Source organism: Sorangium sp. So ce381 (assembly GCF_051473845.1).
GTDB classification, from domain to species: Bacteria; Myxococcota_A; Polyangia; order Polyangiales; family Polyangiaceae; genus Sorangium; species Sorangium atrum.
Window position 1 is genome coordinate 2,191,675 of the sequence record NZ_CP150336.1, and the last position, 13,116, is coordinate 2,204,790.

A 13,116-nucleotide genomic window follows, 5' to 3' on the forward strand; every position below is an offset into this window, starting at 1 on the left:
GATAGGGCAGCCCCCCTTCGACTCGCAGGCATGGATGCCCTTGAGCAAGATTACGACGTTGATGGGCACGCGCTCTGAAAATCATCCGGCTGATGAATTGACACGAAAGCGGGCATGATTACCCCTGCCGGAACGTCCGGCGTGCGCTGGGCGTTCACATCACATCCAGCGTGGGGGGTAGGGGGCATGGCATATCCATTCTTTCGCCGCTCCGCGACGGACATCAACGAGAGGTAATCCCCTCATGGCCAGACCGTTCTCGAACAAGAAAAAGGCAGCTCCCAAGAAGCCCGCGACCCCGCTCCAGGCGGCGAAGGCGTTCGACAACGCCCTCCGCGAGATCGAGGCGCTGAGCGCGGATCGGCTCATCACCATCAACCTCGATATCCCGCGCGTCGTCTCCCAGGTGCTTGGCGTGCTGCCCGGCCTCCTCGCGCTGCGACCCGCCGTCGCCGAGCACCTCCACAAGCATGATGTCGCGCTGCTCGACAGGCTCGAGACCTACGCGCTCGCCGCGTGGTACGCGCACCTCCTGTGGCTGTCCAGCGAAGGCGCGGAGAACGCGCTGAAGCCGCTCCTCGAAGAGGCCGTCCCGCTCCGCGAGAACCTGCTGAGCGACGCCGAGGCGCTGGCCCGCCGCGGCCTGCTCGACGCGGAGACGGTCGCGGAGATCCGCGCAGGGCAGGGGCACATCGATACGGCCAACGATCTCGTGGCGCTCTCGGCGCTGTTCAGCGGGAGCTGGCCGGAGATCGCCGGAAAGACGGCGGCGACCGAGGAGGAGGTGCGCCGCGCCGGAGAGATCGGGCCGCAGCTCCTCGCCGCCCTCGGCGTGAGGGAGCACGGCAAGGGGCCTGGGCCCACCGAGGCGGCGGACAAGCGAGCGCGCGCGTTTTCGCTGCTCGTGCACGCCTACGATCAGACACGCAGGGCCGTCGCCTATCTCCGCTGGAACGAGGGTGACGCCGACACGATCGCGCCGTCGCTGTACAAGGGCCGCGGCGGTCGCTCCGCGTCCTCGAGCGATACCGCCGCAGCCCCGGAGGACGCCGCCACGGCTGGTCCGACGGCGCCGGCATCGCCGGGCGCCGCGCCTCCGGTGGTGCCGCGAAGCCCGGCTGCACCGGCGGCGCCCGGCGCGGCGGCGCCCGGCGCGGCGGCGCCCGGCCCAGCACCCAACGGCGTGCCGCCCCTCCTCGCCTAGCTCTGCGGTCGAGCCCAGCCAGAGCGCCGCGAACCCGCGCCGATATGCGCACGGGCGCAGGAGCCGCGCTGTGGTCCGCAGCCATGGCCCGCAGGTGAACGAAGCCGCTGTGGCCCGCGTGATAGCAGGCCACAGCGGCGAGCGCGAGCGTCACCGCGCGGTCGCCAGGTCCGGCAGTCGGGGCTTGACGGTTCCGAAGCGTTTGGATTTTCTCCCACGGCACCGCCGCCCTCATGTACAGCTCCGGAGCAGCGAAGGAGGCCGCCGTCGCGGCGGGCGGCAAGAAGCTGGAGCGCGGATGAGCACGCCGGGGCCAACGAAGACGAACCATTCAAACGAACGGAGAGATCCATGATCGGCTATGTCACGCTGGGCACGAACCATCTGGAGCGTGCCGCCCGTTTCTACGACGCCCTGCTGGGCGAGCTGGGCGCGACGCGGCTCATGCAATCCGAGCGGATGATCATCTGGGCGGTGAAGCCGAACGCGCCCGCGCTCGGCGTCGCCCTGCCCTTTGACGGCCAGCCGGCCACGGTCGGCAACGGCGTGATGATCGCGCTCGCCGTCGATAGCCCAGCCAAGGTGGACGCGCTCCACAAGAAGGCCGTGGAGCTGGGCGGCAAGGACGAGGGCGCGCCGGGGCCGCGCGGACAGGGCTTCTACGGAGGGTATTTCCGCGACCTGGACGGTAACAAGCTCAACTTCTTCACCATGATGCGCTGAGCTCCGAGGCGCCGCGCCAGTTGACGACCCCGAACCGGAAGGTGAGGGCTTGCCCAACCTCAGTTAAGCCGAGCTCGCAAGAGGCGAGGCACTCGTCCTCCTTGAGAAGCTGTTCGATGCGCCGTTGCAACGGGTTGTTAGCCACGTCGCGCGCCATGGTCGAGGCCCTTGAGCCAGTAACGCACTGTAGCAGTTTGCACGCGATCGACCATGTCGCAACGATCGATTTCGTCGAGGCTTTTGACGATCGCCTTCGAACCGAAGACGTCGGCAAGGTACCAGGGGAGCTGCTCGATTCGTTCATGATCGCGACGGCCCACGGTTCACCCCTCCCGCGACGTTCGAAGACCTCAACGGAATTGAAGCGGTCCTTGCACCGGGAGCCACGTGGTCCGCGGGGTGTCTCTCCTCCATGCAGCCTGGCCCAGCCGGCACGCCAGCGCGGGGCGCGCTCGTCCGAGGCTCTCGATCACCGAGCGAGCCAGGCGCTGACAGGGGCGATGACGCGCTCGCTGAACGCCTCCTTGTCCAGCGCAGCGCCCAGATCGACGCGGAGGTAGCGGTAGGTGCACGGGCGCCCGCCGGCGTCGATCTCGTGATCGTTTCCGTCGTAGATGGTGTCCTCCTGTCCGCTCAAGGACGACCAGATCTGGTTCCACGGCAGGTTCCGAACGGAGGAGCGCATCAGGTTGATCTGCAGCTCGGAGCCCGCCGCGCCCGCGCCGCCGAAGCGCGTCGGATCCGGCTCATCACTCCCGCTGCGCGTGAAGCCCGTGTCTGACACCACCTCGAGGACCACGCTCCGCGAGGTGCTGTCCGATGACTGCCAGACGAGCTGGAGGCGATACGCAGGCAGGAAATCCCAGGCCCAGTACTTGCGGCGAAAGAACTCCGAGGTCGATTTCGGGTGACGCGAGAACAGGGACGGGTCCCAGCGCTCGAACGCGAGCCCGATGCCCGCGAGCGCGTCGGACAGCTCGGACAGCCGATCGAAGACGCTGCGCTGATACTGGTAGACGAGCCGATAGCCCTGCCTCACAAGCGCCATGTCCATGCCGCCGTCCCCCGCGGTCGTCTCGAAACTTCGAGGCGTCGCGGCGGCGGCGGGCGGGGCGGGCGCCGCCTCGGCGAGGAGCGCGCGGTGTGCGACCCGGGTGACGGGGGAGAGCATCACCTCGTCGGCGAGGAACGCGAGGGGCCCGGCGGGGGCGGGTGACGGGGCGGCCGCCACCTCGAGGCGCGCGGTGGGCCGAGGGGCGCCCGCCGCGAGCGGCGGCGGCGTGGTGGGCTCCCGGTTCCCGGCGGAACCGAGGGCGTGGACGAGCGCCACCAGGGGATCACCGAACTCCTCGAACGTCAGGAACTCGATGCAGCTCAGGTCCCTCAGGCGCCGCTGGGTGTCGCGCAGCTCGCGCGCCCGAACGAGCATGTAGTGCGGCCCTGCGGCGCCGCCGAAGGCCTCCTGGACCCACGCGATCTGGTTGCCGAACATCGCGTCATCGAGGCTGAAGCCGACGAACAGGAACGTGCGCGCCGCAAGCAGGTGGCGCAGCGCCTGCAGCGCGGCGCGGTAGCGCACCTCGTCCTCCTGGCTCGGGTACAGCTCGCGGTAGCCGTCCGGCGTCAGGATCAGCCGCTGCGGCTGCTGGATGAAGCCGTGCAGGTGCCAGACGGTCGGGCGATCGATCTCGTCGCGCAGCATGGCGGACAGCTCGGCCGTCGCATCGACGCTGATCTGCACCAGATCGTTCGGATCATCGAGGGCGTAGCGGAGTATCTGATCGTAGTTGGTCGTGATCACCAACCTGCTCGGCAGCTGCCAGACGGCGCGCGCGAGCGACAGAGATCCGGTGTCGATGCGATTGCCCGGCGGATCCAGCACCTGGCGGAGGTAGCGGTACCAGCCCGGCCCCATGCCCTCGCGCGCGTGCCGGGCCGCCTCGAAGTAGTCGGGCATCCGCTTCTCCAGCAGCCCTTCCACGACGTTGGCCTCGGGCCTCTTGCCGTCCTCGCGGAGGCGCGCGGCTGCCCCGAGGAGCAGGTCTCCCCAGCTGGGGAACATCCGCTTCCCGTTCCGGTCCAGCGCGGCCATGGACACGCCGGCGCCGACGAAGGGCACGATGAACCGGTCGCGCAGCGCGTCCTCGAGGGTCTTGGGAATCGCGATCACGGCGCGCGATGTTGCCGGTTCCGGCCCCGCGCGACAAGCTCGTGGGCGCGCGCGGCCGCTGCTGCGCGCAGCCGCCGCTCAGCTCATCTCCAGGAACAGCCGATCCGGATCCTCCAGATACCCGATGATCTCGTAAGCGAACGCCGCCCCCACGTGACCATCGATGATCCGGTGGTCGAACGACAGCGACACCAGCATCACCTCGCCGATCACGATCTGCCCGTCGCGCACCACCGGCTTCTGCTTCATCTGGTGGATACCCAGGATCGCGACCTCGGGGAAGTTCAGTATCGGCGTCGCGAACAGCCCCCCTTGCTGGCCGAGCGACGTGATCGTGAACGTCGAGCCGCCGAGATCCTCCGGCTTCACCCGCCCCGACTTCGTGTCCTCGCCGAGCCGCGAGATCTCCTGCGCGATCTCCAGCACGCTCCGCCGATCCGCGTCGCGCACCACCGGCACGATGAGCCCGGCTTCGGTCGCGGACGCGATGCCGATATGATAGCTCTTCTTTACGACGATCTCCTGCGTCGCCTCGTCGAACGCGCTGTTCAACGTCGGGTGCTTCTTGAGCGCCGCGACCACGGCCTTCACGAAGAAGGGCAAGAAGGTCAGCTTGACGCCCGCCTTCTCGGCCAGCGGGCGCAGGCGCGCGCGGCGCTCCTTCAGCGCGGAGACGTCGCACTCCTCGACGAAGGTGAAGTGCGCCGCCGTGTGCTTCGACCGCGACATCGCATCGAAGATCCGCTTGCGCACGCCCCGCAGCGGGATGCGCTCGTCGCCCGGCGCCGAGGGCAACCCCCGGCCGCGCTCCGCCTCGGGCCGGGCCGCCCCGCGCCCCTGCTCCTCGTCCAGCCGGCCGAGCGCCGCCGCCGCGCGCTCCGCCGCGTCTGCCGCCCGCCTCGGCGCCGCTTCGGGCAGCGCCGGGGCCGCCGCGGTCTCCGCCTCGGGCGCCTCCAGCGCCCGCACGTCGTCCTTCGTCACGCGGCCCGCCGGGCCGGTCGGCGGCACGCGCCGCAGGTCGACCCCGAGGTCGCGCGCCAGCTTGCGCGTCGCGGGCGTCGCGAGCGGCTTCTCGTTGAAGTAAGCCGCCCCGCGCGCGCCCGCGCCGACGCTACCGTTCGCCCACGCGGACCGCGCCGGCGCCACCAGGTTCATCCCCGGGAGGTCCTCCCGGATGTCGCCGACCGCCGTCGCCGCGGGCTCCGCAGCCCCGGCCTTCGCGCCACCCTGGCGCACCTCCGCCCCCGACGCGGGCGGCGCCGCCGCAGGCCGGTCGTCGAGGTCGAACACGACGAGCACCGAGTGGACGGGGACGACCCCGCCCACCTTGCCCCGCGTCTCCACGATCCGGCCCGTGCGCGGCGACGTGATCGTCACCGTCGCCTTGTCGGTCATCACCTCGACCATCGGCTGGTCCTCGGCGACCATGTCGCCCGGCGACACCAGCCAGGTCACGATCTCGCCCTCGGTGACGCCCTCGCCGATGTCCGGAAGCCTGAACTCGTACTTGCCCATGCGTCAGTACCTCGCCGTCTCGAGGATCGCCGGAAGGATACGATGGGACAGGGGCAGATACTCGTTCTCGAGGGTGTACGGGAACGGGGTGTCGAAGCCCGTGACCCGGAGCGGCGGCGCCTCCAGGTGGAGGAACGCCTTCTCGTTGACCAGCGAGACGAGCTCCGCCCCGAGGCCGCAGCTCTTCGGCGCCTCGTGCACCACGATGAACCGGCCCGTCCGCTTCACCGACTCGATCACCGTGTCGATGTCGAGCGGCCACAGCGTGCGCAGGTCGATCACCTCGCACTCGACGCCCTGCGCGGCCGCCTGGTTCGCCGCGTCGAGCGCCTCGTAGAGCATCGCGCCCCAGACCACGAGCGTCACGTGCCAGCCCGGCCGGACCACCTTCGCCTGCCCGAGCGGGACCGTGTACTCGCCCTCGGGGACGTCGCCCTTCGCGGCGCGGTAGATGCGCTTCGGCTCGAAGAACAGCACCGGATCCGGGTCCCGGATCGACGAGAGCAGGAGCCCCTTCGCGTCGGCCGGGTTCGACGGGCACACGACCTTCAGGCCCGCCACGTGGACGAACTGCGCCTCGGGCGACTGCGAGTGGTAGTGCCCGCCGCGGATGCCGCCGCCGAACGGCGTCCGGATGACCAGCTTGGACGGGTACTCGCCCCCCGACCGGTAGCGGTACTTCGCCAGCTCGGACACGATCTGGTCGTACGCGGGATAGATGAAGTCGGCGAACTGGATCTCCGGGATCGGCACGAGCCCGTAGAGCGCCATCCCGATGGCCGTCCCCACGATCCCGTTCTCCGAGAGCGGCGTGTCGATCACCCGGTCGTCCCCGAACTCGTCGAACAGGCCCTGCGTCACGCGGAACACGCCGCCGACCTTGCCGACATCCTCGCCGAGCACGACGACCCGCGAGTCCCGCCGCATCTCGTGGCGTAGCGCGTCGTTGATCGCCTGGACCATGTTCATCTGAGGCATGCTCTTCGTCTCCGTCTCTCGGCCAACAGGTGGGGGTACAACCTCACCGGCGCCCCGGCCCCCCGGGGGTCCTCGCCGATCGCGGGCAGCGGCGCCACCCCCGCCGCGCCGCCGCGCCGCCGTCCGGCGAGCCGCCACGCCGACGCCGCCGTCCGCGCTGCCTAGTGGCCGCCGTGACCCTTGGGCCTCGGGCCCGCCTTGAGCTGCTCCCGCTGCTCCACGAGGTGCCAGGGCGGCTCCGCATAGACGTCCTCGAACATCGAGTCGAGCGACGGCGGCGGGACCTTCTCCGAGACAGCGATGCAGGCCTTGACCTCGGCGTCGACCGCCGCCTCGATCTCGCGATCCTGCGCGTCCGTCCAGCCCTGGGTGCGCTCGACGTGCCGACGGAGCCGCGCGATCGGATCGAGCCGGCGCCACGGATCGAGCCACGCGTCGGGGCGGTACGCCTTGGGATCGTCGCTCGTCGAATGGCCCGACAGGCGGTACGTCATCGCCTCGATGAGCGTCGCGCCCTCGCCGCGCGAGGCGCGCGCGATCGCGTCGCGCGTCACCTTCACGACGGCGAACACGTCGTTGCCGTCGACCCGCACCCCGGGGACGCCGTACGCGACGCCCTTGCTCGCAAACGTGTTGCTCGACGTCTGGCGCTCGGTCGGCACGCTGATCGCCCAGCCGTTGTTCCGGCAGAGGAAGAGGACCGGCACCTTGAACACGCCGGCGAAGTTCAGGGCGCTGTGGAAATCCGACGAGCTCGTCGCGCCGTCGCCGAAGTAGGCCAGCGTGACGAGCTCGTCGCGCTTCAGCTTCGCGGCCCACGCGAAGCCGACGGCCTGGGTGATCTGCGTGCCGATGGGCGAGCTCACCGAGCCGAAGTGGCCCTCGCGGTAGGTGTAGTGGTCCGGCATCTGCCGCCCCTTCACCGTGTCGTTCGCGTTGCCGAACATGTTGTCGATGTACCGCTGGAGCGGCAGCCCTCGCCAGAGCGCCGCCCCGAACTCGCGGTAGCAGGGGAACACCCAGTCCTGGGGCCGCGTCGCGGACACGCTGCCGAGGACCGTGGCCTCCTCGCCGAGCGAGCCGATGTGGAACCCGATGCGCCCCTGGCGCTGCAGCGCCACGAGCCGCTCGTCGAGCAGGCGCGTGCGCACCATGGCCTTGTAGAGGGCGATGACCTCCGATGGCTCGAGCTTCGGATCGTGCGCGGGGTCGAGCGAGCCGTCGTCGCGCAGGACCTTGATCACGTCGTCGGCACACGTATCGAGCGGGTGCCGCGCGACGGCAGCCTGCGGCTCGAGGCTTGCCCCTGAGACGTTCGGCGGGCGGTCGGTGGAGTACGTCGCGGTGCTCATCGGTTCGCGGGACACTAACCAAAGGCGCTGCCCGAGACCAGTGCCCAGACGCGGCGCACGCTCATTCGCTTTACGCGTGACGTTGATGTGACGTTGACTCGTCGCAGCGATCTCGCCCGGGGTTTGACTCGCCGCGGCGAGCTCGAACCCGCGCGCGCCCTGATGCGCGTCTCCCGCCGTACGCGGCGGCGCTGATGTCCACGCTAGACGTTCACGGGCTCGGCTGCCTGCGCGAGGGCCTCGTCGACGGCGGCCGCGTCGAGCTTGAACCCGCGCGCGAGCAGCTCGAGCACGCCGTGCTCCTGCGCGCTCACGCCGCCGGAGGCGTGCGCCATGGAGGCCGCCACGCGGAGCACCTCGCGCTGGTGCTCGGTCCGCGCGATCGTGCGGGCGACCATGCTGATGCGCTTCTCCAGCCCGTCCTCGGCCAGCATCTCGCCGAGATCGGCGAGGAGCGCCTCGATCTGCTTCTCGTGGACGAGGTTCTGGCAGGCGCCGGAGACGATCGCCTGGAAGCGCCCGCGCTCGTCGTCGTCGAAGTGGCCGTCGGCGTTCGCGACGAGGAACGCGGCCTCGATGATCGTCTCGAAGAGCGCCACCGCGGCCGGATCGAAGCCGGTGGGCATCGTGATGTCTTCGATCGGAGGGCGCGCGCTGTAGGCCCTCGCTGCCTGGGCCAGGATCGACGCCACGCGCACGCGGGGCGACTCCGAGCCGAGGCGCGAGGCGCCGGGAGCGATGCCGCCGAGGCGCCTGTTGATGGGAGCGGACATCGTGGTGTTGGACCCTCCTGCCGAGCAATACGCTCGGCCAAACGCCAAGGAGCGTCAAGGCGCTTGCGCCTGTCAGCCCCGGGGCTGCGCTCACCGCGGTGAATGCGTTCAGTCTCGCATCCAACCCGCCATGCCCGTCCCAGAGCGGCGCTCACCCGCACAGGAGACGGGTCCAGATCGGCGTTTTCGGCGCACAGGCGCACTCCAGTGCGCCGAGCACCGAAAACGTCGAGATGGGCCCGTATCCGAAGCGGGTGGGTGCCGCTCTAGCGGCGGATTAGGGAGGCCGCCGGGACGAGGCGCGCGGTGCCGGCCGACGCCGTCGCTGGGCCGTCGGGCGGACGGGGCTCGTCGGGGTCGAGCTCTGCGGTGAGGCGGGCGGCCTCGCGGCGCGCCACGGCGAGGCGCTCCTCGAGGAGCGCCTCGACGGCCGGGGCGCCGCCCGGGGAGGCGCCGGCGGGGAGCGGCGCGCCGCCTCGGTCCATCAGGCTGCGGACGAAGACCTCGGCCGCCTTGTAGCTCGAGCGAACGAGCGGCGCGCTGGCGGCGTAGAGGAAGCCCATCTCGAGCGCCGCGCGCTCGAACGCGGCGAAGGTCTCGGGCTCGACGAAGCGCTGCACGGGCGCGTGCTTCGAGGAGGGGCGGAGGTACTGGCCGATCGTCACGATGTCGACCCCGGCCGCGCGCAGGTCGCGGAGCGCCTCCAGCACCTCGTCGTCGGTCTCGCCGATGCCGACCATGACCGAGCTCTTGGTGAGCCGCCGCGGCGGGGGGGCGCTGCCGCCCGCGGCCTCGGCCGCGTCGGCGGCGAGGCGCCGCTGGCGCTCCTTCGCGCGCCGGAGCACGGCGAGCGACTGGTCGTAGCTCGACCGGACGTCGCGGATGACGCGCGTGATGCGGCGGACGACCTCCACGTTGTGGGCGAAGACGTCGGGCCCGGCGTCGACCACCATGTCGACGGCGCTCATGTGGCCCTGGAAGTCGCCGACCAGCGTCTCGATGAGCAGGTCGGGCCGGAGCGCGTGCAGGCGGCTCACCGTGCGGGCGACGTGCTCGGCGCCGCCGTCGAGCAGGTCGTCGCGGTTGACCATCGTCATCACGACGTACTGGAGCGAGAGCCGGGCGATGGCGCGGGCCACGTGCTCCGGCTCCCGCACGTCGACCGCGCCGCGCGGATCGCCCGTCGTGACAGCGCAGAAGCGGCAGCCGCGCGTGCACACGTCGCCGAGGAGCATCACCGTCGCGGTCCCCTCACGCCAGCACTCGCCGACGTTCGGGCAGCGCGCCTCCTCGCAGACCGTGTGGAGATCGAGCTTGCGGAACGTCTCCTTGAGGTGGTGGTACGTGTCCCCCCCGGGAGCGCGGACCTTGAGCCATTCAGGTTTGGGCGAGAACTGCGCCATCAGGGGTGTCCTTAGCCCATGCGGCGGGGGAGCGCGAGGGGGAGGGCGCGCGCCGGCTCCGCCGCCCTCTGGCGCGCGGTACTGGAGCCGGCCGGCGCTAGCCGGCCGGCGGCGCCGGCGGCACGGAGCGGCTGATCTCGCGCGTCGTCAGCTTGCCGCGCTCGGTGAAGACGGCCGTGACGAGCTCCGCGGGGGTGACGTCGAAGGCCGGGTGCCGGACGGGCACGCCGGGCGGGACGACGCGGCGACCGCCGACGACGGCGAGCTCGTCGCGGCTCCGCTCCTCGATCGGGATCGACGCGCCGCTGTCGGTGGCGAGGTCGATCGTGCTCCACGGGGCGGCCACGTAGAACGGGATGCCGTGGTGGCGCGCGAGGCAGGCGAGGCCGTAGGTCCCGATCTTGTTCGCGACGTCGCCGTTCCGCGCGATGCGGTCGGCCCCGACGACGACGGCGCCGACCTCGCCCTTCTGCATGAACCACGCGGCCATCGAGTCGGAGATCACCTCGACCGGGATGCCGTCCCGCTGGAGCTCCCAGGCGGTGAGGCGGGCGCCCTGGAGGTACGGGCGGGTCTCGCACGCGAGCACGCGGAGCGCCTTGCCCTCCTCGATGGCGGCGCGGATCACGCCGAGCGCCGTGCCGTAGCCGCCGGTCGCGAGCGCGCCCGCGTTGCAGTGGGTGAGGACCGTGCCCGACTCCGGCAGGCGCGCCGCGCCGGCGCGGCCCATCTGGTGGCAGGCGGCGACGTCTTCCCGGTGGATCTCGCGGGCGAGCTCGGCGAGCTCCCGCGCGCGCTCCTCGCCGCGGCGCCCGGCGTTCTGCAGGGCCGCGGCGATCGCGCGCCGCACAGCCCACCCGAGGTTCACGGCGGTGGGCCGCGCGGAGGCGAGGTGCTCCCCGGCCGCCCGCATGGCGGCGACGTAGCTGGAGGCGCCCTCGTCGCGGGCGGCGCGCGCGGCGAGCGCCATCCCGTACGCCGCGGCGATGCCGATGGCCGGGGCGCCGCGGACCACCATGGTCCGGATCGCCTCGGCGACGCCGGCGGAGTCGGTCACGGTGAGGTAGCGCTCGCGCTCGGGCAGCTCGCGCTGCTCGAGGAGGAACACGCGGTCGTCGCCCTGCGCAAGCTCGACGGCCGAGTAGTCGGCGCCGGAGAGGGCCGCGGCCGGCTCCCAGGGCGGCGTCGGCCGCGCGCCGTCGCCTGGCTTCGGTGTCTGCTCTGCTTCGAAGCTCGTGACCATTCAGCCCCTCCCGTTCGAGCGTGACGGCTCCCCTGGCGATCCGTCGTCCGGCCCCTGCGCCTCGGCGCTCGCGGCGAGCCGGCCGCGGATCTCCTCCGCGACGGTCGAGAAGTCCTCCGCCGCGTCGGCCTTGCGGCCCGCAAGGTAAGCGCGGAGCGCGTCGGCGGCGAGCAGCGCGAGGCTCGCGTTGATCCCGCGCGCCGTGAGCGCCTCGATCACGTCGCCGTTCTTGAGCAGCGTCTCCAGATCGTCGAAGACCGCGGCGAGCTCTGGCCAGGGATCGATGCCGCCGCCGGCGGCGGGGCGCGTCTTCTTGTCGTCCTCGCGGGTCACGGATCGCGCCTCATGATTTGGTGGCCGTCGCCTTGGGGATCGCGGTGAAGGGGAAGTGCGGCGGCTCCACGCCGGGCACGCACTGGTACTTCGAGAAGTCGGTGACGCCCTCCTCGCGGAGCAGGACCTCGTCGATCCACGCCTTGCCGCGCCGGGCGGACGGCTCGCGCGAGAGCAGCGCGAGCGTCGCGTCGGCGAGGATATCCGCCTTGCGCCAGAGCTCCGGGCCGCCGAGGCCGAAGTTGATCGTGGCGAAGCTCTCGATCGCGGTCGCGGGCCAGAGGGCGTGGGCCGTGATGTTGTGCTCCGCGTACTCGCCGGCGATGGCGTCGGCGATCATCGTCATGCCGAATTTGGAGACCGCATAGGCCCCGTGGTGGGCGCAGGCCTCGGCGTCGACGGGGGGCGACATCATGATGATGTGGCCGTATTTTTGCGCGATCATCTGGGGGAGGACGGCCTGCGAGAGGGCGAACGACGCGCGCACGTTGATGCCCATGATGAGGTCGAACTTCTTCATGGGTGTGTCCACGACGTCGGCCCACCAGAGCGCACCCGCGTTGTTGATGAGCGCGTCGATGCGCCCGAGGCGCTCGACGGCGGTGGCGACGGCGCTCCTGCAGGCCTCGTCGTCGCGGACATCGAGCTTGATGGGCAGCGCGCGGCGGCCGAGCTGCTCGACCTCGCGGGCGACGTCGTGGATCGTGCCCGGGAGGCGCGGGTTCTCGGCGACCTCCGTCTTCGCGGCGACGACGATATCGGCGCCTTCTCGCGCGCAGGCGAGGGCGACGGCCCGGCCGATCCCGCGGGAAGCTCCTGTGATGAAGACAACGCGGTCCTTGAGGCGCATGGTTGGCGGTCATAGCACAGGAGCCGCCGCGGGTGCTGCCTCGCGGTTCGCTGTCGAGCGGCCGTGCTGCGGGGTCGCCGCGCCGGCGTTGTAAGGGCGTCAGGTCGTCAGGCCGTCGGGGCGCCTTTCCACGAGCGCGACGGCCGCCGCGCCGCGCGGGGGAGGCGGCGCGCGCGTGCGGCGGGAGGCCACATCCACCACCCCGCGTGTGACGCAGGGACGAGCTCTGCCGCGGCCGTCAGCGGGCGAGGGCCCTCAGGCGAGCTGCGCGGCGTGGCGGTGTGGCGAGGAGCGGGGGAGTCGCGCGGAATGTCATGGGCGTTCGATTGACATGCTGCTGACATGCGGCCGCCGCTCCCCGGGGAGCACATCGATGCACGAGCCCGGCCGTTCGAGGCTCGCATGACGCTGCCGCTCAGCCGCGCTGTCGATCGCGGTCCGCCGTCGGAGCACGGACACCCACCCTTCGGACCAAGGCAGATGGTGTGTTCTGCTGGGTCCATGTCTCACACCGCCTTTGCTTGAAGAAATCCTGTGTCGCCGAGCGTCGCGGAGATCGTTTTCACGGGCCT

At 71.3% G+C, this 13,116-nt stretch carries 12 protein-coding genes; 2 read left to right on the top strand and 10 right to left on the bottom strand.

Annotated features, from left to right (window positions below; genetic code table 11):
* Positions 1-244 precede the first annotated feature (244 nt).
* Both WMF29_RS08340 and WMF29_RS08345 read left to right on the top strand, forming a co-directional pair.
* Entirely contained in the window at positions 245-1,204 is a 960-nt protein-coding gene (locus WMF29_RS08340; RefSeq protein WP_437328332.1) for a hypothetical protein, read from the top strand.
* A gap of 351 nt (positions 1,205-1,555) precedes the next feature.
* A complete protein-coding gene (locus tag WMF29_RS08345) occupies positions 1,556-1,927 on the top strand; it encodes a VOC family protein (protein WP_437328333.1) in 372 nt (123 codons plus the stop codon).
* A gap of 137 nt (positions 1,928-2,064) precedes the next feature.
* Here WMF29_RS08345 and WMF29_RS08350 read toward each other — a convergent pair whose 3' ends face one another.
* The 10 genes from WMF29_RS08350 to WMF29_RS08395 all read right to left on the bottom strand — a co-directional run bounded on the left by WMF29_RS08350 (position 2,065) and on the right by WMF29_RS08395 (position 12,544).
* Positions 2,065-2,247: a hypothetical protein gene (locus WMF29_RS08350; protein ID WP_437328334.1), complete on the bottom strand. Its 183-nt coding sequence runs from the start codon at positions 2,245-2,247 to the stop codon at positions 2,065-2,067.
* 149 nt (positions 2,248-2,396) lie between these two features.
* Complete coding sequence (locus tag WMF29_RS08355; protein WP_437328335.1) at positions 2,397-4,097, bottom strand: SIR2 family NAD-dependent protein deacylase; 1,701 nt, start codon at positions 4,095-4,097, stop codon at positions 2,397-2,399.
* Positions 4,098-4,175: 78 nt separating this feature from the next.
* Positions 4,176-5,612, bottom strand: a complete 1,437-nt coding sequence (locus WMF29_RS08360; RefSeq protein WP_437328336.1) for a dihydrolipoamide acetyltransferase family protein — start codon at positions 5,610-5,612, stop codon at positions 4,176-4,178.
* Positions 5,613-5,615: 3 nt separating this feature from the next.
* A complete protein-coding gene (locus WMF29_RS08365) occupies positions 5,616-6,590 on the bottom strand; it encodes an alpha-ketoacid dehydrogenase subunit beta (protein ID WP_272101248.1) in 975 nt (324 codons plus the stop codon).
* Positions 6,591-6,751: 161 nt separating this feature from the next.
* On the bottom strand, positions 6,752-7,942 hold the full coding sequence (locus WMF29_RS08370) for a thiamine pyrophosphate-dependent dehydrogenase E1 component subunit alpha (protein ID WP_437328337.1): 1,191 nt from the start codon (positions 7,940-7,942) through the stop codon (positions 6,752-6,754).
* Between the two features lie 203 nt (positions 7,943-8,145).
* Positions 8,146-8,715: a tellurite resistance TerB family protein gene (locus tag WMF29_RS08375; RefSeq protein WP_437328338.1), complete on the bottom strand. Its 570-nt coding sequence runs from the start codon at positions 8,713-8,715 to the stop codon at positions 8,146-8,148.
* Positions 8,716-8,981: 266 nt separating this feature from the next.
* Positions 8,982-10,118 (bottom strand): lipoyl synthase, encoded by a 1,137-nt coding sequence (gene lipA, locus WMF29_RS08380; protein WP_437328339.1) that lies wholly within the window; start codon positions 10,116-10,118, stop codon positions 8,982-8,984.
* 97 nt (positions 10,119-10,215) lie between these two features.
* Positions 10,216-11,361: an S-methyl-5-thioribose-1-phosphate isomerase gene (mtnA, locus tag WMF29_RS08385; protein WP_437328340.1), complete on the bottom strand. Its 1,146-nt coding sequence runs from the start codon at positions 11,359-11,361 to the stop codon at positions 10,216-10,218.
* A complete protein-coding gene (locus tag WMF29_RS08390; protein WP_437328341.1) occupies positions 11,362-11,694 on the bottom strand; it encodes a hypothetical protein in 333 nt (110 codons plus the stop codon).
* A gap of 10 nt (positions 11,695-11,704) precedes the next feature.
* Positions 11,705-12,544: an SDR family oxidoreductase gene (locus WMF29_RS08395; protein WP_437328342.1), complete on the bottom strand. Its 840-nt coding sequence runs from the start codon at positions 12,542-12,544 to the stop codon at positions 11,705-11,707.
* Between the last annotated feature and the right edge of the window lie 572 nt (positions 12,545-13,116).

Bases quoted from the DNA above. Each gene is read 5' to 3' on its own strand.
- WMF29_RS08340 (WP_437328332.1), top strand. From the start codon at position 245: ATGGCCAGACCGTTCTCGAACAAGAAAAAGGCAGCTCCCAAGAAGCCC.
- WMF29_RS08345 (WP_437328333.1), top strand. From the start codon at position 1,556: ATGATCGGCTATGTCACGCTGGGCACGAACCATCTGGAGCGTGCCGCC.
- WMF29_RS08360 (WP_437328336.1), bottom strand. From the start codon at position 5,612: ATGGGCAAGTACGAGTTCAGGCTTCCGGACATCGGCGAGGGCGTCACC.
- WMF29_RS08365 (WP_272101248.1), bottom strand. From the start codon at position 6,590: ATGCCTCAGATGAACATGGTCCAGGCGATCAACGACGCGCTACGCCAC.
- WMF29_RS08370 (WP_437328337.1), bottom strand. From the start codon at position 7,942: ATGAGCACCGCGACGTACTCCACCGACCGCCCGCCGAACGTCTCAGGG.
- WMF29_RS08375 (WP_437328338.1), bottom strand. From the start codon at position 8,715: ATGTCCGCTCCCATCAACAGGCGCCTCGGCGGCATCGCTCCCGGCGCC.
- lipA (WP_437328339.1), bottom strand. From the start codon at position 10,118: ATGGCGCAGTTCTCGCCCAAACCTGAATGGCTCAAGGTCCGCGCTCCC.
- mtnA (WP_437328340.1), bottom strand. From the start codon at position 11,361: ATGGTCACGAGCTTCGAAGCAGAGCAGACACCGAAGCCAGGCGACGGC.
- WMF29_RS08395 (WP_437328342.1), bottom strand. From the start codon at position 12,544: ATGCGCCTCAAGGACCGCGTTGTCTTCATCACAGGAGCTTCCCGCGGG.